Source organism: Niastella sp. OAS944 (assembly GCA_024809215.1).
Taxonomy (GTDB): Bacteria; Bacteroidota; Bacteroidia; order Chitinophagales; family Chitinophagaceae; genus Niastella.
Genome location: JANUBW010000002.1, coordinates 1 through 20,679, shown reverse-complemented (window position 1 = coordinate 20,679; position 20,679 = coordinate 1). Strand labels below are relative to the sequence as shown.

Below are 20,679 nucleotides of genomic sequence, written 5' to 3'. Positions count from 1 at the left end.
CAGTGCTGGCGCAACCAGACATTTCGAGATGGCCCCGTTTTATCCGATATCTTATGTGTTCCGTCCTGTTTTCCAGGTTATCCAATACCCGTGAAGAAGCACACACTCTATTAGTGTAATTTATTAAACCCGGAAACCCCATTGCCATGGGGTTTTTCGTTATTTCAAACTTTTGAAGGTTAACTCATTGATCCAGTTAAAACCGGTAAACAGCTTGCTGTATGTGTTATTTATAAAATTACCGGTTGCGGCAAGTGGGAAGTAATATACCTTGCCTTCACCATTCTCATATGTTGCAATTGCTATTAGGTTATTGTTATTAACATCGGCTGAGGTTTTCATATTCCGGTACATTTTCATAGCTGTTATTTCGGTACCAGCAGAGAAGGAATAAATGACAGTTGCTGTTTTTGCCTGTATATCCAATTTATATATTGAATTGTTGAATGCGTAATACAAATGCGGCAGCTTTCTTGAGCCAACGAATAAGTGTGCATTCAACAAGCCGGGTGCACTGAGCCCATCGTACCTGTTTATTGCCGGAGAGGCCGAGGTTGGGTTAAAGACATAGGCAAACAGCGAGTCGTTATTATTGTTTTTAAATATGGCGTTGTATTGGGTGGTGGTATTTATTCCGGCATAGAGCAATCTTTTACCTATGCTATTTAGATAAAATGACTGTGACGTGGTGGGCGTAGTGAACGGCACCAGGTTCATGGTATTGAGGTCGAGCCTGAAAAAGCTTTGCGAAATGTTATCGTACAACAAATAGCCAATGGAGCTGCTATAGATCTCAAAGGGCGCCATATAATATTTGCCATCGGGTGGCAGGTTGAGTTTGTTTGTGCCGCTGCTTACAAGGGTACGGCCATATGGCAGACCATTGTTCAGCATTACTTCATCGTCGCCGTTTACAAAATACTCCTGTGGTTTTGGTACCGCCGGCGCCTGCCAAAAGAAACCACTGAAACCGGAGATCTTTACCAGGTCGCTGTAATTGGCCTGTACCATATCGGCGGGGGAAAGAATGAAGATCTTTTGTTCGCCGCGATTGGTTTTTATTTCAGGTATACGCCTTGTGCCTGCAGGTAATTTTGCACCTTCGTTGGCTTGTGAATAGATGTTCCTGAAAATGGTATCGGCTGGTGTTATCATCGACAGGTCGCACTGGCCATTGTTTTCTTCAACAACCAGCCAGCCTTCGCTATAGGCAGTTAATACTGAAATGTATAATCTCTTTTGATACTCCACTCCTGTTGAGCGGTCTTTGGCATAAAGCATCAGGTAATAGGTGCCGGGTAACTCGGTAATTACCGCCTCCAGGTTTTGTGTGATGCCAATTGTTCGGCGGGTGGCGGGCACGCCGCCGGTTGGGTATAGCACCCACTCAAAACTAAACCCCTGGTTGCCCGGTATGGTTTGTTGCAGACTAAGGTTCACTTTTAATGGTGCAGGTAAAATAACAATTACAGTATCACTATCAGTGTTTAACACTACCTGGTTAATATCGCGATAGTCGTAATTGCCTTTATCCTTATAACAACCGGCCAGTATAACTGCTGTTATAAATAATATGAAGAAGTATGTGTTATACTTTGTCATGTATCAATTAATTAGGGAATGTTACAATCATTCCAAATTCATCTGTTAACGGCCCATTGGTTGTGTTATAGTTTTCAAGCGCCTCGCGGCATAATTTCTTATAAAATAGAAATTGTGATGGTGATACCATATCCTGCCCGGTTATAGGAAATTCCGTTCTTCCTGTTACATCTATGATGAATTTATATTTTACCTGGCTGTAAGCGCCAAAGTAAGCGCTTAGCAGGCTTTCCCAGTTCGATGGTTTGGTTAAAAGATCGTTGATCTTTATTAGGTATTGGGTGGCGCCCCCTGCCCTGCTGGTGGTTGCTGTGGTATTGGGAACACCTGGTAAAAAATCGGTTGATGCTGCTATTTCCAATAGTATTCGTACTTCCCTTGTTTTCATGTCGGGTGTTCTGTTTACCAGTACTTGTATATCGGTGGTAAATGAACCAGCTTTTACAATCGTTGGCAGTATAGTGTATTGCTGGCTGGTGGCTGTTGTGTTATCGGCCACTGTTTGTATGGCTACCCTTCTGTCTTTATCGCGGGCATTGCCCATAATTCGTAAGGGCACCTTTATAGTATCGGTGATTAAGCTGTTTGCCTTAATGGCAAATGAATAAGTGACGCTGTCCTTATTGGTGTTGTAAAAATCTTTATAAACATATATCATATCGGTTTGCTTATAGCTGGTGAGCTCGCTTTTCTTACAAGCCAGCCATACAAAAAGTGCCGGTATTAATATGTACAGTTTCCTGCTAATCATGTTTTACTGGTTGGTTAAAACCGGTTCGCAAATTCTACTTCATCATCAGGTATTGGTAATATCCAGGTAGCATCGTTCATTAGGATATTACTGCCATCGACCCGGGTTGTATTCCTGCGTTTAAAGTAATAGAATAACTGCCCCTCGGCATAGGTCTCTTTTTTATATTCTTTTAGAATTTCGGTTTCAAGTGCCGCAGCGTTAAGTGCGGTTGGTAAAGCTGGTATGCCTCTTTTGCTGCGAACGACATTTAAATAAGATACTCCATCAGCCGGTGTGGCGGCGCATTCAGCGGCGATATAATACATTTCTGAAAATCTTATAATCGGTATAAGTCCTTTTAACTGCATTACCGATTCCTGTTCCGAATAATCATCCTGCCAATATTTAGTGGCTGAATAACCGGAGCCATAGGAATTGAACCAATACAGATACCGGATGTCGGAACTGCCACCATTGGTTGTTTCATATAAATTATTCAGGTCGGTGGTAGATGTATATAAAGCAGGTATTCCGTTTGCGGCTTCTGTCTTAAAATAATCTTTTGCATAGTCTGCCAGTTTATAAGCATATATACTGAACAGTTGTTCTGTGGCATAAACCCGGTCGCGGTTATTGACAGCTGCCGCGGCGGCCGGTGTTACAAATGGAAATTGAGGGCCGCCTTCGTTTATTACTTCAAGCGCTGCTGCCAGGGCGGCCGCTTTGTCGCCTTTGTAAAGGTGGAGCCTTGCCTGCAAACCTTTCACGGCCCAATAATTCAGATGATTGCGGGTATAAGAAAGAAATGGATCATCGTTATAAACAGTATGAATGGTTTTGTTGAGCCGTAATAATTCAGCAGCAGCATTCAGGTCGGTGAGGCAATTGTTTATTACTTCGGTGACGGTTAGCAGTGGATATATTTCTTTATCGAAGGTTGTTACATAGGGTATCGATGGCTTGTTTGCATTTACTATGGGCGCTGTGCCAAACAGTCGAAGCAGATCGAAGTGCAATAATGCTCTTATTGCCAGGGCCTCGCCTTTCACAACATTGTAATTGTTGCCGCTGAAAACTGTTTTCCTGTTATCTATCTGCTCAAGTATATTGTTTACGTTGGCTACCCCGGCATATAAAGCGCCCCAGATATCTTTTATATACGTTTTAACGGCCGCATTTGTGTACTGGTATCTACTTGCTGCATAAAAAATATGGCTTGTAGAAAGCGTGTTATAGCGTTGCGCCAGCGCATCGGCAAATCCCATGGTAAGGTTTTGTCCGTAGGCTTTTTTATCGCTTAATAGCTGGTAGCAGCCTATGAGGGCATCCTTAAATCCATCTTCTGTTTCAAAAAGGTCCCGCTCCCGCACCTGGGTCTTTGGCGATACATCGAGCCATTTTTTACAGCCCATGCCTATTGTAAGGCTGGCTGCAATAAAAATATATATGAGGTATTTAAATTTCATTGTTACTGTTTACTAATGATCAAAAGGTGGTGCTTACGTTTAAAGTAAAGTTGCGGGCAAATGGATAATCGAGCCCGCGTTCCACCTGTATCGACGACCAGCGCTTAAGATCATTGGTAATAAATGTGATCCTTGTGTTATTGATATGTAGTTTTTTATTCAGCTTGTTCGATAATTGATATGACACGGAAATGCTTTCTGCATTTACAAAATTGTTCTTTTGTACAAAACGCGAAGTGGCATTGGTGGGTGTGGTTACCGTAACGCCGTTCTCATTCACCAGGCCTTTGAAGTATGTAACATCGCCGGGTTTTGTCCAACGACCAAGTAATACCCGTCGATCTGCATTATACGTGAAGTCTGTTACCTCTACCCTGTTCACCAACGTTTGATTATAGATCTGTGCACCAAGTTCATAGGAGAAATACAAACCCATGGAAAGACCTTTCCAGGTTATATTGGTGCCAAAGCTGCCCCGCAGATCGGGGATGGTATTGCCAACCGGTACTTTATCGGCCACGTTCCAGGTGTAAGAGATGGTACCATCTTTTCTTACAAATACTTCACGCCCGGTGCTGGGGTCAATGCCAAGTGAAGGCACAGCCCATATGGTATTTACACTCATGCCTTCCTGAAAACGGTATTGCGGCAATACCTGTTTATTGTAATCAGTTGAATTGGGATCGGTGCTGTTGGCGTCGTTTAACTGGTTCAGCTTTTTGAGGGAGTTTGAAATTGATTTTATATAATCCCGGGTATGCAGCCCATTGGCAAATATGCTCCAGTAAAGCCGTTTATGTTCATTTTTTATTGGGAATATGTTTAGCTTAAACTCATAGCCCCGGTTCCCGAGCCCGCCTACATTTTCTTTATAACTGGTAACACCCATCGATGGCGGTGAAGTGATATCGAGTATCAGCTGATCGGTATTTTCGCGAAATACATCGAAGTTTAGGTATACATGGTTTTTGAATAACCCAAGATCGATGCCCAGGTTTCTTTTCAATGTGCTTTGCCATTGCAAATTATTATTGCCAAAGCTGCTGAGGATAGCGCCAACCTGGCCGCGGTAGTTTTGATCGGTATAGTATTGGTAGGTGCTTATACCCATGAACGATTGAAACCGGCTATCGCCGGTGGTGCCCATACTGGCACGAATGCGCATAAGGTTGATGTGCTGTATATGGGCCAGTATCTTTTCTTTGTGCAGGTTCCAGCTTACGCCCGCGCTCCAAAAAGTGCCAAAGCGTTTTTCGCTGCCAAATTGGGAAGAACCATCTGTACGGATACTTAGATCGGCTGCATACCGGTTATCGTAACTATAGTTGAAGTTGGTATAGCCTGAGATCTGCCGGGTGGTGATATTCTCATAAACAGGTTTGGTATTTGAAGGATAACCATTTCCAAAATTTATCTGGTCGAGCCGTTCATTGGGAAAACCGGTTACGGTCACCGTCATAAAGTCGCTGTTTGTTTGCGCAATGCTTCCGCCGGTTGAATTAAGTAAAAGATGTTTGCCACTACGTTTGCTGTAATCCAATTGCAAGGTTCCATCGTAGGAAAAGAAATGCCCCTCGCCTTTTGTATAACTTCCTTTTTTAGTATTGTCTGTTTCGTTAGCGAATTTGGTATGTTTGGCCGGTAAGAATTTGTCGCTTTCGTCGTGTTGTTTTGTGATCTGCATTCGACCTGAAAGCCTGAGTCCTTTGCTCAACAGCCATTCTATATTGGTGGCATTGATGATGTTGGTGTACGACATTTTATTAACCACATTCAACGCTGCATTGTATAATGGGTTATAAAAAGAACTGGTAGCGCCCGGTGTTACGGGGTTCTTTATAGTTTCCAGTACGCTTACCACATGACCCGTTGAGTCGTATGGGTTCCAGTATTGGTTTTGTGCTGTGTAATCGCTGAACGGGCCATAATTTGAATTGTTGCCATTGATAAATGCGATGGATAAAACATTTTTTAGCATCAGGCCTTTATGCCGGTAACTGAAGTTCATGCCGCCACTGTAATTCCTGCGGTTGCTGTTCTTCATTACGCCGGTATTGTTGATGTACGAAAGATCGATACCATACCGTACAAAGGCATCACCACCTTCGAGGTATAATGAATGCCGGCTGCCAATACCGGTTGTTACCGGTTTCGATAACCAATATGTATTTACGCCTTTTTGCACAGCTGTTAACCTGGTCGCATATCGTTCTCGTAATACCGCATCGGCATCGGGTCTAATGCCGGTTGCATAGGCTGAATATACGCCAGCCAGTCGCTCAACCTCCAGTTTCTCGGCAGCATTGGTTAAGTCATATACCGTAAGATCGGGCGCTGTTACCTGCACCATACCGCTGTAGCTTATTCGTAACCTGCCCATTTGTGGTTGCCGGGTTTCTACCACAATAACACCATTGGCGGCTTTTGAGCCATACATTGAAGTGGCTGCTGCATCTTTTAAAATAGTAAAGCTGGCCACCCGGTTTATGTCGAGGTCGTATATTTTTTGCAGGCTTACTTCAAACCCGTCGAGGATAAATAAGGGTTGATTGGGATTGTTTGAGTAGTTGGCCATGAAGTCGGCGCCTGAAGCGGGGACGGCGGCACCGGTTGTTTGCTGCGGAAAGTTATTGGTGCCGCGCAAGGTGATCGTTGGTAACCGGTTGGGGTCGCTTCCAAATTGTATGTTATCGGAAATACGAATGGCGGGGTCAAATACTTTTAAGGCATCAAGCAAATTTACACCATTCACCTTACGCAATTCTTCACCCGAAATGGTGGTGGCTGCACCGGTAAAATTCTCTTTTGGCCTTTTGTATAAACCTGTTGTAACAATCACCTGCTCCAGCAACTGGTTTTTGGGTTTAAACAGGGAATCCGGGATATCCGGTAGTACTATAGATTCTTCAATTAATGTAGTTGGTTCTGTAGTTGAAAACCGTTTGGCCGATACAATTGCAAAGTTCTTATTATCGAGCCGGGATGCTTTTAACCCAAGTGGCGTTAATAATTCCTGCAACACTTTTTGCAATGGCGTGCTGCCGGGCACAAAGTGGTATGAGGTAGTTACATGTTGAAGCAGGCTGGTTTCGTAAGCAAAGTTTATTTTATAGTAAGCTGCAATGGAATCGAGTACTGATTGTATGGGCGTAGGTTGCTGCCAGGCAATACAAAACCCTACCACAATGGCAATAACATACACCTTGCTTTGAGTAAGCAGTTTTGTCAGTAGCACTTATTTAATGGTCGGTTTATTGCTTGCTTATTGATAACGTTTTGCCGTTAATAGTAATTTTAACCTCCAACATGTTTTCCAGTGCTTTGAAAAGGATCTCCTGATTTTCTGAAGAAAGGGTGCCGCCGATGGTGCGGTTCAACAATGAGCTGTCGGTAACCTCCACTTTGTAGCCGTAATTGTCTTCGATGAGTTTTACGATCTCGCTTAGCGGCGTGTTATCGAATTTCAGCTGATCTTCCTTCCATAAGGCAATATCGGTGGGATTGGTCGTAGTTTTGGAAAGTTGCTTTTTGTCTTTGTTATAACTGATCAATTCGCCGGGTTTCAGGTATATAGTTTCCGGTTTTGAATTTACCTGCACTTTCACACTTCCGGTTTGCAACACCACCTGCTCCTGTTCTCGCCTGGTATTAATGGTGAAGGTTGTTCCAAGTACCTCAACGTTCATGTTCGGCAAATGCACAATGAAACGTTCGGCTTCCTGAACTGGTGTACCGGTCTTATTTTTATGCACTACATCAAAATACGCTTCACCCGTCATCCACACTTCGCGCGGTGTATTGTCTTTTGGCTCCGAAGCAAATTCTATTTGTGAATTGGCGTTCAGCACTACCTTACTGCCATCGGGCAAAGTAAGGGTACGTTTTTCGCCATACGCTGTTCTTATCAGTTCGAGGTCGCTCTTCAGGTATTGGTAAACTACCAAACTGCCAGCGATCAATAGAACTGCTGCTGCCGCCGCTAACCAAACAGAACGACGCATAACAGCTACTTTACCATTTGAGGTTTCAGCAGCCGATATTACCGATTGCCAGATCCTGTTTTTTGTAGACTCTGCAACAACTTCTTTTTGAACATTGAGTGCTGCTGCAAGTTTACGGGCATCTGAAATATTATCAGCATGTTGAGGTTGTACCAGTAGCAGTCCGTTCCAGAATGCATCCCTGGTTTCATCCGGTTGTTTGATCCACAACAGGAAATCCTCATCCAACATAAAGTCGGAAACCGTGTATTGATAATATTTTATGTACTGATCTGACATAAGGCGTCGGCCCTTTTTCGGCATGCGCTAAACAATATGCACCGCAGAAAAGGGTGTTTAGGTGATTTGGCGATTAGTGTAAATGATAAAACGACTGTACATCATATTATTACCCCATCATTTTTAAAAAATATTTCAGAAATGGTATAAATAATCCGGCCGGCACTAAAATATGCCAGGCGGTTCCTTTCATTTGTTCTTTTAAGGCGTCAATTGCCCTGGCCATCAGCTTATAGGTGCCTTTGGCGGTAAGGTCCATCATAGTGGCCACCTGCTCGTATGAAAAGCCTTCTATATAGCGTAAAAAGATGGCTTCCCGCTGCCGGGGTGTAAGTGCATCGAGGGCAGTTGCCAATTTTTGTTGTAATGACAGCACTTCTTCCTGCAGGATCATTTTCTTTTCGGGCGACAGGTCGAGCACGAAAAGCGATTTCCCTGCTTCGTCAATTAAGGCGGTCTTATTTTTTGATTTCAGTTTGTCTAAAACAATACTTCTGAATGCCCTGAACAAATAGTATTTGATGGAAGTGGTTTGGGAAAGGTTCTGGCGGGTGCGAAGCAGCTTTACGAACAGGTCCTGTATAGAATCTTCGGTGAGAGAAATGTCATTAAGCCATTTATTTCCATAATTATACAGCTCGTCGAAATAACGCCTGTAAATAATTTCAAGGCTTTTGTCATCCCCCTTCAAAAAGGTATTCCATAACTTTTGTTCCTCTATATGTGCGTTTTGGCTGATGTCCATGAAACCTTAAAAGTGCCCCAATATTAAAATAAAATTACGTTTTACATAAATTATTGTAAAGCAGTTATATGCTTTTTTCGAAAACTCTTTCTTCTTACCTGGGGTAAAAAAAAATTTCACATCGTTTATTCTATTGCCGAACGGTGCATTGGGCATCAGAGCTTTATCCCATTTGACTAATGGTCGTTCGGCATTTTTACCGGTTGCAACCAAAATTCGCTGCAAATTATAGTATCTGCAGACAAACAACTATTATTAAAATAACTATTAAATGAAAATCAGGGTTTTATTTATTGTTTGTTTTTGTTTGGCCACCTTGTTCTCAACAGCGCAAACAAAACTCACTATGGTGCAGGGCACTATGAAAAAAGAGAATGCGACAGCGGTTGTTATTTTCGATGTAATTAATGGCGAAAAGATTGAACTGGCCTCGGCGCGCTTAAATAAACAACAACAGTTTGCTTTTGCATTGCCCGATATAAAGAACGGTTTTTATTATCTGAGCAACCAGGCTAAAAAGACATTGGTTCGCGTGTACCTTAAATCGGGCGACAAAATAAATATCGCTATTTCTGATGAAGGGTATCAGTATATACAGCCCACACCGGAAAATAGAATTTTGAAAGAGTGGGATGATCTTTCTTATCCCGTTACGCAAATGAGCGTATTTCCCCGGAAAGACACGGCCACTTATGCCAGCTTCTTCCCCACCCTTACTGCTTTTGTACCAAAGGCCGAAGCGTTTAAAAAGAAGGTGGTTACACCCAATGCGGCTTTCAATGCAGTAATGAAAAAGTTGATCGATGCAGAAATGGAACATGCTGCATTGAAATTTCTGTATACGCCTAATAGCAAACACCCCGGCAAAGATGATTTTGTGCCCTATTACGCAGGTGTTTATCAACCCAATAAATATGCCGATGGTGCTATTCTGAATTTTGCTTTTGGTACCGACCTGGTTAGAATGTATTTCAACTATGTTTATACAAGGGTAATAACACCAGACTCAACCAAAAGACTTAAACTGGCAGATATACTTCCTTACTTCGGAAATGATACCATAAAGGGTATATATGTTGAAGGATTTATGAGCAGTTATAAAACGCTTGAAACTTTTACTGCTGAAATAGAGCCCTATAAAAAATACCTGGTAAGCGATTCAATGCAGGCAAGGTATTTTCGCATGTTGAAGAAGGTGGGTACTTTTAAAAAAGGTGATATGGCGTTTAACTTTTCTTATCCCGATATCAACGGCAAAAAGGTTACTTTGGCCAGCCTGAAAGGTAAAGTGGTGCTGGTTGATGTTTGGGCTACCTGGTGCGGGCCTTGTAGAGCGCAGATCCCCCATCTGAAAAAGCTTGAGGAAGAGTTAAGGGATAAAGACATTGCCTTTGTTTCTATTTCAGTTGATGAAGAAAAGGATTTCGAAAAGTGGAAACAGTTTGTAGATAAAGAACAACTTAAAGGAATTCAGTTATACGCCAAAGGCTGGAGCGATTTCGCAAAGTATTATGATATCAGGGGCATTCCCCGTTTTCTGGTATTTGACCAGGATGGAAAAATTGTAACAGTTGATTCGCCCCGTCCTTCTCAACCTGAATTAAAAGAATTATTGTTAAGTACTTTGAACAGCAAGGCTACTGCAGCTGCAACTGCTACTAAGTAAGCCGAACCCTATAATTCGTTTTGTCCGTGTTCTGATTTTTAAGGTGGGTTGTTCGCCAGTTGGTGAACAGCTCACCTTTTATGTTTTTTGAGCAATTTGCACGATTATTGATAAATACCCGTTCTGTATTAATCAAAACCCGGATCAATTAATATTAACTATTATCTTAATGAAATTATTAGACCCCAAGCTATTAAGCCAGGAAGAGATCAGCCAGCGATTTGATATGAGCCCCTACGATATTATTGGCAGTTGCTCCTATGACGCCATTTTGTTTTTTGATGGCGATACCACTATTGATGGAAATCTTGACCAGGATGCGGTAAGAACATTTCTTAAGGAATTGAACAGCGATCAGGATGTTAGCGATATGCTGGTTATGATAAACGGCAACCTTTCTGTTAGCGGCGTGGTTGGCATGGGTGATTACAGTCCGCACCTACTGGTTTTGGGTAGTATACATTGCGAAGTGCTGTACAGTGGTGATGATACTATGTTCATTACCGGTGATGCACATGTTAAATATGCTTATTATGGTTATTATAACGATGGCACTATAACCGTTGAAGGCACTACTTATGTTCCTTATGTCTTGAACTCTGACCATCATTCTGCCATTAAACCCGAGGGCGCCATTCTAATAAATGTATATAGCGACCATAATGATTTTTTTGAGTACGACTATACCAATGAGGTATTGGAGGAAGTGGTGGTGCCTGCTGTATTGGATGATAAGGGCGAATTTAATGTCTGGAATTTTATTGAGGTGGTAAAACAGGGCCTGTCGCCATTTAAAGAAGGTGTAAAACCGCTGCGGAAACAGTATGAAGAAGAACTGGAACGGATCACTAGTGGTAATATTGATGCGGTGGAGGAATTGGATTGGAGTGATAAAAAACTTAAAGCGTTCCCTGCTTCCCTTGCCAGATTAAAGAAGCTGAAAAAACTTAACCTTTCAATAAATATCATTACAGAAATACCAGCCATTATTGGTGAACTGGAAAATCTGGAAGAGCTTAATTTGTCAGACTGCAGCATAGAGACAATCGACGAGGCCATTGGCAAACTTAAAAAGCTACGCGTTTTGATCCTGAGCTCAAATCATCACCTGAGCGCATTTCCAGAAGCAATTGGTGCGTTGAGTGAATTGCAGGTATTAAAGATCAATTATGTTTCAACCCCGCTGCCGGAAAGTTTGGCAAAACTTGAGAAGCTGGAAGAGCTTATCATGTATCAATGCTATAATGATAAAGATAACGTTGCTGTATTCCCTGAAGTTATAACAAAACTGAAAAATCTGAAACACTTCGATTTCAGGGCGAACTTAATAAAAGAATTGCCGGTGACTTTGGAGAACGTGCAAACGCTGGAATCGTTTATATGGACGGATGGACGTACGCAATCGCCGGTGTTCCCTGATTTCAGGCGTTTTCCTAATCTCAAAAAACTGGTGATCAGCCGCAAGTTCCATAGCTGGAAAAACAGGTTATTTGAACTTTCTACCCTTGAGCATTTGGAAATAGACCGCAACAAGGAAGAAAGCGAGCGCTTTATTCAGGATATGCTAGACACCTGGATAGAAATGGCAGAGGAGCAGAATGATGAGGATTGGAAGAAACAAATACAATGGATGCAGGAAAATAAAATTGACGAAGGTAAAGGCAAATTCTCGATCATTACAAGTCCGGGAATGAAATGGGAAGACCTGGCAGACATTAATAAACTGACGCATTTGCGGTATCTCGATCTTTCATTCAATCATCTTCCATCGCTACCAGAAACGTTCTATGAGCTTAAAAAGCTTACATACCTCGATGTGCGGTATAACAAGTTTTCGCCGGAAATAGAAGAAAGAGTTAACGCGGCTTTTCCAAATACTGAAATAGTTTGGAAATAAAAACAGGGGGCGGTTACCCCCTGTTTTGTTATGCTTTTTTCGGTTTACCTAATTTCACTTTAAAATCATCGGGTGTACCCGTGATGGTAAGGTTCATAAACCGGATCTTTTTATCCTTGTCGCGGTATTCAATAGCATCAATTTGATCTGGGTCAACTTCTTCTTTCTTTTTGCCGAACATTGCCCGCCAGCCAACCTGGGTTACCATTTTTAGCGGTATACGCACATAGTAAGCCATCTTCATATCGAGCGACTGTGTACCCGAAAACTCCAGAAAACCTAAGGAAGAGTTGATGTTCATTGTGGGAATGTTAAGGGTATTATCCTTAAAGGTAAACACATTGTGCAGGGTATCGAACCGCACAATATTCATGTTCTTGTCTTTAAAATATGCTCCCATAGCAGCCATAGGCGCAAAGTTGATCAACTCCCCATGGTAGATGTTTACATCCAACTCCGCCTTTGACTGATCGAGCATAGGCGTAAGATCGGGGTGCACGCGCATATAACATTTAATTTGTCCGGTAAGGCGTCCCTTTATATTCTTATTGATCACATAATCCTGGCCATAATAATCAAGCTTCAATAATAGTTTTTGCAGATCGATATTGTTCGCTTTTATACGGGTCCTCAAATATATTTTTTCAGGGTCGGCGCCATTAAAATGCGCTCTTGCGTCAAAAGCGCCACCAGCCATTTCTACATGCAATGTATCGAGGTACAGATGATGTGTTTCAAGCATGCGCACATTGGTATTAAGATTCTTCAACCACAAGCGACGGTATTTAACCTTACCAATATTTACCGATGCGTTAAAGTCAAGAAAGGGCACCTGGAAAATATTGAATGCTTTTGCATGCGCCGAGTTTGATACTGTTTTTACGGGTGCAGCAGGTGTTGTTCCTGGCGCACTGGCCACATCGGTTGCCGGTTCTTCTTCGGTGAATTTATAATTCGTCAACTGATCAACATCAAGAAAACGTGATGAGAAACGCAGGTAATTCTCTTTCTTTTTCCGTACGGTGTCGGTACCGGTATATAAACGCATGTTGAGATCGAAATCGCTGCGGCCAATTTTTCCGGTAAGCGTATCGATCTTTATAAAATTGGCGCCATTGAATTTCACATTACCTTTTATACTATCGAGCTCAAGCGCATGTTTTGCCAGTTTACCCGAAATATTGGCAATTTTTACATTGGCGAACTTCCATACGCTATCGTACCGCAATTGTGTTTTTGAACGTAGCCACAAGTTCGTAGCCACCTCATCGTGCCAGGCCTTGGGTACCATTTTTTTGCTTTTGCGACCCAACAGATCACTCATAGCCAACCGGGTTGATTTAAGATCAAATGCGATCTCTGTTCTTCCCCGCTTTACTTTATCAAACCACAAAGCGTAGTTGTTTACACGGCCGCTGAATAAAATGTCGGAGCTATCAATATGACCACCAAAATTTTTCAAACGCAACATGGTATCGGCTATAGTAAGTTCGGCGCCAAATTCTTTAAATGCGTGCGGATATCTTTTAAACGAGGCATTGAGGTGTTCGATCTTTATAATGCCTTTAGGTAAAGGCTTGGGATTTAAAAGCTCATTTACCGAAGTCTCAAGCGATGCGCCAATAGTGAAGCCATAAATTTCTTCTTTCCCTTTCCGGTTCTTGGCGGTATCGATATCCAGCAATTCCCGCAATACCATTTTCCGGCTGCGTGCGTTCACCCTGGCTATTACCGGTTTACTTTGATGATGGAAGATGGCGGGTAAGTCGCTCAGTGAGCCATCTATATAAAAATCAGACTGACCGATATTACATACCAGGGAATCGAGCTTCACAAAACCGTTCTTCATATCTGCATGCAGGTTCAGTCGTTCTACGTTGTATGGATAATTCGGAATGCGGAAAGTAAGGTTACGCACCGACAGTTCGCTTTGTATACCTTCGGTAAGTTTGTGCATCGATTGCTCGGGCATACTGATATCAACCAGTTCTTTAAAATTCATTTTAAGACTGATCTGTCCCGTAAGACGTTGCAGGTCTTTTATCCCAAGGAAAGCGCTGATAAACTCCAGCTCCAGTTTGGAGTTCACCTGCATAAGTATTTTCGGGTTGTCGAAATTGCGCATCACGAAATTGCCATCGAAAATCCCGGTACCGGGGCGGGCATGCATGCCCAGCAGGTGCAGTTCGGACGTTTTATTGCTTTTGCCATCGCCATTGGTAAAATAACCTTTAAACGCCAGCGAATCGAGCCGTTTGTTAGTTTCGGAATTATGCAACCAGGCATTGGCGCAGCCAAAATGTACGTCGATCCTTGGCATTTGTCCATTCGCAAGACTGCCTTTTATTGAACCATCAAAGTTCACATGGCCATCATAACGGAAACGTTTCAACTCCTTTGCTGCGGATTCAGGAACAAATGCGATCAATTGTTGCAGGTCGGGTTTGTCGCCCGCGAATTTAATATCAACTGTATTGTTGTCTTTTTTCAGGCTGGCATTACCCGTAATATTGAACTCGGCCTCTTCTACCTTTAATTTTCCTTTGTTAACGGTGAGTAGTTCACTGGCTTTTTCATAGGTAAGCGCAAGATCCGTTTCAAGGTGTTTTTGGCGGAAAAGTGTGGTATTGCCGGGACTGGTATAATCAACCAGCAGTTTACCGGTAAGGCTGGCGCCTATTTTCAAGCTATCGTGTTGTACTGAAGATTGAATGCGCTCGATCTTTGTAACCACCTGATGACCGCTTTGCTTATCAAGATAAGACACGGCCAGATTCTTTAACACGATCTTTTTAATATCCAGCTTCAGTGCTGTTTCAGCAGTATCTGTTTTAGCTGTTGTATCGGGGGCTATGCGACTGGCCTCAACGATATTCAACTGCCCATTGTTCTCCTGTACCATATCGAGGTGACCATTTTTTACACCGATCACCTTTACATTGTAATTCTGTTTCAGAATATCGGGTAAACTAAAGCCCGCAAACAATTTTTCCGCTGCAAACAAAGGTTTTTCCTGTGTGCTTTTGGTTGCATAAAAATGCACATTGTTCAACCGGATGGAGATATATGGAAAATTTTCAAATGAGATGTTGCTGCCGTCGATGGAAATAGTACCGGGGAGCTTTTTATTTATCTCTTTAATAGCCAGTTTAACCAGGCGCTGTTGCTGGGTGAGCAAAATTGTAAATGCTACACCTATCAACAAAACCAGGACAATAACAGGTATCAACAGAAAACGAACGAGCCTCTTTCGCGTCTTGCTTTTCATTGGACGAATTGGTTTGGGGGTTTCATTCAGTCTGCAAGGCAATGTTGTTGCAAAAATAACTGCTGAACGCCATAAATACACGATGTGACTGCCTAAATTAACATTATAACAGCCTTATTGTTAACGGCATAATTCAGCCACAAAGTATACGAAAGAGGGGTAAATAGCGTTGGGTGGCAAAAAAATGGGGAGGGATAGCCTATTTATTTAAAAAATGAATTATGTATTCTGTATGGGAGCGTTATTTCCAGGGGCACCAGATCACCCCATCTTTATGATCGTCGCCCCGTAAAATAAATGACAATTCAAAAGATTTTGGTTTTTGTTCTGCCTCGCTGAGTTTTGAAATGGTTACATCATAGGTTAAACCGAATTGCATGTTTTTCCACTTAAGTCCAATATATGGAATAATGGCATTTTTTGACCAGTACCAAACCCCTGCGTAAAGAACCTGGTCTTCTCCTGTTTCACTCAAAAAGACTCCTAATGCGGCCCCTACTGAAAAGTAACTGGCTTTTGATTGTTCCTGATAAATGCCGTTGGTATTTAGCAGCACGGCGTCGTTGATGTATGTTTCAAAATTCGCGTGCACCACTTTTCTCATGGCAAGATGTTTATTCGGGTCATCGAGCACGGTTTGTTTTGGCCGGTTCAAATGAAATGCGGCAATGCCCATATCGAAATTGCTTCTGTCGTTCGTATAGCTATATGTGATACCTGCGCTGGAAGAAATATAAGGTTTCATGTTTGATAAAGCAGCTTCTCCTGAGGGTAAATTGGTATCAAAACCATTTCCTGCAAATTGTTCGGGGTATATAAGCCGGTGGAACTCTATTCGTTTGCTGGCCACTATGCCCCCCACTCCTATTCCCAGGCGATGATCGCCGTTGTCATCTGATAAAGTTATATTATACGAAACATTTAATGACCCATACACGCTTTTATGAATGCCCGACATGGCATAATCGTACATCAGCATGCCGCCTAACCCGAGTACGCTTGTTTCAGGTAATTTATCTTTCATGACCTTGCTATCGTAAGAAACGGTGCCGGTTGCATATGGACTTGCAGGACCAATCCATTGGTTGCGGAAATTGGAGACCATTCGCCATTTGCTATTGATATTGGCGGTGAGGCCTGGATTAATATTTAACGGAGAAGAGAAGAATTGAGAAAAGCTCGGGTCCTGGGCAAATGCAGCCCCGGGAAATAATAACCAAAATATCGCTTTACAAATGAATTTGTGTTTCATAACGCAATTTTTTATCGTAATAGCATTGCATTACCTGCTTTTTTGAATACGGTTCCGTCATTGCCAACGGCTTCTACCGTCCAGGTGTATGTGTCCATTACCTGCGGAACGCCTTTGTAAATTCCATCCCATCCTTTTCCTAATACGTTAGTTTCGAATACCAGTTCGCCCCAACGGTTAAATACCCTGAAATACTTTAATTCAACAATATTGACTGTAAACGGATAGAGGAGATCGTTATGTCCGTCTTTGTTATGAGGCGACCAGGCGGTTGGTACCCATAAGTTTGGCGGTTCATTTACCTGTGTTCTGGCAATTACTTTTACGGTTTGGGTATCTACGATCAAACATCCGCCAGCATCAGTTATGTAGATGAGGTAATCCATCCGCTGGCCATAATTGAATACAGGGTTTGCTACGTCGTTCTTATTTAGACCGGTTCCTGGTGTCCACTTATACGCGTAATTATTGCCCAGGGATCTTGCCTTTAATGGTGTTGCTACGTTTACAGATGTTATCACTTCGCTATATCTGATCGATGGTTGCGACTGAATCATGTTGACAGTTGCAGATGCATTCACTGCATTGTTTGTACAGAAAGCATCAGATACACTTGTTATAGTATAGGTTGTTTTTATTGTGGGCGATACATCAATTTGGTAAATTGATGTAGTTATACCCACACTTGTTTGACTGGTTGTACCATTGGTATACGTGAGGGCAAATGGCGCTCTACCGTTGAAGGTTACTGTTAGCCTGGCTTTTGCACCCGGACAAACATCGTTACCTGCAATAGAGGCCGTTGGCAACTGGTTAAACTGAACTGTAACTGGTTTAATGGTTTCGCAGCCCGCAGCGTTTGTTGCTTTAATATAATAGGTTCCGCCGGTGGTTATGTTTTTGGGATCAGGGATCGGCCTGGTTGCGGCAGCGTCGGTGAAATAAGACAGGGTAAGATTGGGTTCACTACCTGCGGTTATAACCTGAGCGGTAAGATCGAGTGTTAATTGACCACAGGCCTGGGCCGGATTGTTTACAACCAGCTTTGGAGAAGCTTGCAATATCAGGTTGGTGATAATGATACTATCGCAACCAGCCTGGTTGGTAAAGGTAGATCTGTATGTTCCGCTTGACGTTGCAATAATGCCGTTTGGTAGTTTATAAGAGGTTTGGCAGGTTGAAATATTTTCTGTTACAGAAGTCGATGGTTTTATGGTAAGGGTTAATGTTATAATAGAGTCGCATCCGGCCGAACTGATGAGAGTATCCTTGTAAGTGCCAGGGGCGTTGTATTGAGAACTGTTCCAGGTATAAGGCAATTGAGTTGGGCATAAGGTTACTGTTTCACTGGTATTAAATGTTGGGGTTACGTTTAGTACAAGTGTGATGATAGAGTCGCAACCGCTGGTGCTGGTGAGCGTATCTCTATAGGAGCCGGCGGCGGTGATAGTGTTGCCGTTCCAATTGTATGGCAGTTGATTGGTACAAATGGTCGTTCTGGTGGTATCTCTGAGGATGCTGTTTACGGTCAGAATTAAGTTGGTAATAGAGTCACAACCTGCGATACTTCTGAGTGTGTCGCTATAAGTGCCAGCGGCGTTAATTGTATTACCATTCCAGATGTATGGCAGTTGGTTGGTACAGATGGTTGTCCTGGTGGTGTCTCTGAGTACGCTGTTTGCGGTCAGAACTAAGTTGTTAATAGAGTCACAACCTGCGATACTTCTGAGTGTGTCGCTATAAGTGCCAGCGGCATTGATTGTGCTGCCATTCCAATTATATGGCAGTTGGTTAGTACAGATGGTTGTCCATGTAGTATCTCTTAGAACACTGTTTACAGTCAGGATTAAATTGGTAATAGAATCGCACCCTGCGATACTTCTGAGTGTGTCGCTATACGAGCCAGCGGCGTTAATTGTATTGCCATTCCAGGTGTATGGCAGTTGGTTGGTGCAGATGGTAGTAAGTGTAGTATCTCTGAGAACGCTGTTTATGGTCAGTATTAGGTTAGTAATAGAGTCACAACCTGCGATACTTCTGAGTGTGTCGCTATAAGTGCCAGCGGCATTGATAGTGCTGCCATTCCAATTGTATGGCAGTTGGTTGGTGCAGATGGTTATTCTTGTGGTGTCTCTAAGTACGCTGTTTACGTTCAGGATTAAGTTGGTAATTGAATCGCAACCACTGGTGCTTCTGAGCGTGTCGCTATAAGTGCCGGCGGTATTGATAGTGTTGCCGTTCCATGTGTATGGTAATTGGTTTGTACAAATGGTAGTTCTGGTGGTGTCTCTGAGTACGCTGTTTACGGTCAGGATTAAGTTGGTAATAGAATCGCAACCACTAGTGCTTCTGAGCGTGTCGCTATAAGTGCCGGCGGTATTGATAGTGTTGCCGTTCCATGTGTATGGTAATTGGTTTGTACAAATGGTAGTTCTGGCGGTGTCTCTGAGTACGCTGTTTACGGTGAGGATGAGGTTGGTAATCGAATCACAACCGGCTCTGCTGGTGAGTGTATCTCTGTATGTGCCAGCGGCATTGATATTAATACCATTCCAGGTGTATGGCAGCTGATTGGTACAGATGGTGGTTCTGGTGGTGTCTCTGAGTACGGTGTTTACGGTCAGAATTAAGTTGGTAATAGAGTCACAACCTGTGATACTTCTGAGTGTGTCACTATATGCTCCGGCTACAGTAATGTTATTGCCATTCCAATTGAATGGAAGTTGGTTGGTACAGATGGTGGTTCTGGTTGTATCTCTGAGGACACTGTTTACGGTTAGTATTAAGTTGGTAATAGAGTCACAACCGGCTATACTTCTGAGTGTGTCGCTATATGCTCCGGCTATAGTAATGTTATTGCCATTCCAATTGAATGGAAGTTGATTTGTACAAATGGTCGTTCTGGTGGTATCTCTGAGTACGCTGTTTACGGTCAGGATTAAGTTGGTAATAGAGTCGCAACCTGCGATACTTCTGAGTGTGTCGCTATAAGTACCCGCGGTATTGATAGTGCTGCCATTCCAATTGAATGGAAGTTGATTTGTACAGATGGTTGTTTTGGTTGTATCTCTAAGGACACTGTTTACGGTCAGAATTAAGTTGGTAATAGAATCGCAACCACTGGTGCTTCTGAGCGTGTCGCTATAAGTACCGGCGGCAGTGATAGAATTGCCATTCCAATTGAATGGAAGTTGGTTGGTACAGATGGTTGTTCTGGTTGTATCTCTGAGGACACTGTTTACGGTCAGAATTAAGTTGGTAATAGAATCGCAACCACTGGTGCTTCTGAGCGTGTCGCTATAAGTGCCGGCGGTATTGATAGTGTTGCCGTTCCATGTGTATGGTAATTGGTTTGTACAAATGGTAGTCCTTGTGGTGTCTCTGAGTACGCTGTTTACGGTGACGATGAGGTTGGTAATCGAATCGCAACCAGCTCTGCTATTGAGTGTATCTCTATAGGTACCAGCAGCGGTAATATTAATGCCATTCCAGGTGTATGGCAGTTGATTGGTACAGATGGTGGTTCTGGTTGTATCTCTGAGTATTGTGTTTACCGTCAGAATGAGGTTAGTAATAGAATCACAACCGGATCTGCTGGTGAGTGTGTCTGTATATGTGCCAGCAGCATTGATATTAATACCATTCCAACGATATGGCAGCTGACTGGTACAGATGGTAGCCCTGGTTGTGTCTCTTAATACAGGATTTACGGTCAGGATGAGGTTGATAATCGAATCACAACCGGCTCTGCTGGAGAGTGTATCTCTGTA

The 20,679-nt window shown here is 42.7% G+C and carries 11 protein-coding genes; 2 read left to right on the top strand and 9 right to left on the bottom strand.

Features of this window, described 5'->3' with window-relative positions:
- Positions 1-159: 159 nt before the first annotated feature.
- The 6 genes from GGD38_RS10675 to GGD38_RS10650 all read right to left on the bottom strand — a co-directional run bounded on the left by GGD38_RS10675 (position 160) and on the right by GGD38_RS10650 (position 8,826).
- Positions 160-1,602, bottom strand: coding sequence for a PKD-like family lipoprotein (locus tag GGD38_RS10675; RefSeq protein WP_375300876.1), 1,443 nt, complete (start codon positions 1,600-1,602; stop codon positions 160-162).
- 7 nt (positions 1,603-1,609) lie between these two features.
- A complete protein-coding gene (locus tag GGD38_RS10670; RefSeq protein ID WP_375300877.1) occupies positions 1,610-2,353 on the bottom strand; it encodes a DUF4843 domain-containing protein in 744 nt (247 codons plus the stop codon).
- A gap of 14 nt (positions 2,354-2,367) precedes the next feature.
- On the bottom strand, positions 2,368-3,801 hold the full coding sequence (locus GGD38_RS10665; RefSeq protein ID WP_375300878.1) for a RagB/SusD family nutrient uptake outer membrane protein: 1,434 nt from the start codon (positions 3,799-3,801) through the stop codon (positions 2,368-2,370).
- Between the two features lie 19 nt (positions 3,802-3,820).
- Positions 3,821-7,036, bottom strand: a complete 3,216-nt coding sequence (locus GGD38_RS10660; protein ID WP_375300879.1) for a SusC/RagA family TonB-linked outer membrane protein — start codon at positions 7,034-7,036, stop codon at positions 3,821-3,823.
- Positions 7,037-7,052: 16 nt separating this feature from the next.
- Complete coding sequence (locus GGD38_RS10655) at positions 7,053-8,081, bottom strand: FecR family protein (protein ID WP_375300880.1); 1,029 nt, start codon at positions 8,079-8,081, stop codon at positions 7,053-7,055.
- A 109-nt stretch (positions 8,082-8,190) separates the two neighbouring features.
- Positions 8,191-8,826 (bottom strand): RNA polymerase sigma factor, encoded by a 636-nt coding sequence (locus tag GGD38_RS10650; protein ID WP_375300881.1) that lies wholly within the window; start codon positions 8,824-8,826, stop codon positions 8,191-8,193.
- Positions 8,827-9,097: 271 nt separating this feature from the next.
- On the opposite strand from GGD38_RS10650, the gene GGD38_RS10645 reads away from it, so the two are divergent.
- Together GGD38_RS10645 and GGD38_RS10640 are read left to right on the top strand one after the other, a co-directional pair.
- On the top strand, positions 9,098-10,492 hold the full coding sequence (locus GGD38_RS10645; RefSeq protein WP_375300882.1) for a TlpA family protein disulfide reductase: 1,395 nt from the start codon (positions 9,098-9,100) through the stop codon (positions 10,490-10,492).
- A 169-nt stretch (positions 10,493-10,661) separates the two neighbouring features.
- Positions 10,662-12,389, top strand: a complete 1,728-nt coding sequence (locus tag GGD38_RS10640; RefSeq protein ID WP_375300883.1) for a leucine-rich repeat domain-containing protein — start codon at positions 10,662-10,664, stop codon at positions 12,387-12,389.
- 28 nt (positions 12,390-12,417) lie between these two features.
- Here the strand turns inward: GGD38_RS10640 and GGD38_RS10635 are convergent, their stop codons facing one another.
- From GGD38_RS10635 to GGD38_RS10625, 3 genes are all read right to left on the bottom strand, one after another.
- Entirely contained in the window at positions 12,418-15,657 is a 3,240-nt protein-coding gene (locus tag GGD38_RS10635) for an AsmA-like C-terminal region-containing protein (RefSeq protein WP_375300884.1), read from the bottom strand.
- 241 nt (positions 15,658-15,898) lie between these two features.
- Positions 15,899-16,909, bottom strand: a complete 1,011-nt coding sequence (locus tag GGD38_RS10630; protein ID WP_375300885.1) for a PorP/SprF family type IX secretion system membrane protein — start codon at positions 16,907-16,909, stop codon at positions 15,899-15,901.
- Between the two features lie 11 nt (positions 16,910-16,920).
- Positions 16,921-20,679: gliding motility-associated C-terminal domain-containing protein (locus GGD38_RS10625; RefSeq protein WP_375303815.1), on the bottom strand; the 3,759-nt coding region annotated here is incomplete at its 5' end.

Excerpts from the sequence above, each read along its gene's own strand:
- GGD38_RS10675 (WP_375300876.1), bottom strand. The coding sequence starts at position 1,602 with ATGACAAAGTATAACACATACTTCTTCATATTATTTATAACAGCAGTT.
- GGD38_RS10670 (WP_375300877.1), bottom strand. The coding sequence starts at position 2,353 with ATGATTAGCAGGAAACTGTACATATTAATACCGGCACTTTTTGTATGG.
- GGD38_RS10665 (WP_375300878.1), bottom strand. The coding sequence starts at position 3,801 with ATGAAATTTAAATACCTCATATATATTTTTATTGCAGCCAGCCTTACA.
- GGD38_RS10655 (WP_375300880.1), bottom strand. The coding sequence starts at position 8,081 with ATGTCAGATCAGTACATAAAATATTATCAATACACGGTTTCCGACTTT.
- GGD38_RS10650 (WP_375300881.1), bottom strand. The coding sequence starts at position 8,826 with ATGGACATCAGCCAAAACGCACATATAGAGGAACAAAAGTTATGGAAT.
- GGD38_RS10645 (WP_375300882.1), top strand. The coding sequence starts at position 9,098 with ATGAAAATCAGGGTTTTATTTATTGTTTGTTTTTGTTTGGCCACCTTG.
- GGD38_RS10640 (WP_375300883.1), top strand. The coding sequence starts at position 10,662 with ATGAAATTATTAGACCCCAAGCTATTAAGCCAGGAAGAGATCAGCCAG.
- GGD38_RS10635 (WP_375300884.1), bottom strand. The coding sequence starts at position 15,657 with ATGAAAAGCAAGACGCGAAAGAGGCTCGTTCGTTTTCTGTTGATACCT.
- GGD38_RS10630 (WP_375300885.1), bottom strand. The coding sequence starts at position 16,909 with ATGAAACACAAATTCATTTGTAAAGCGATATTTTGGTTATTATTTCCC.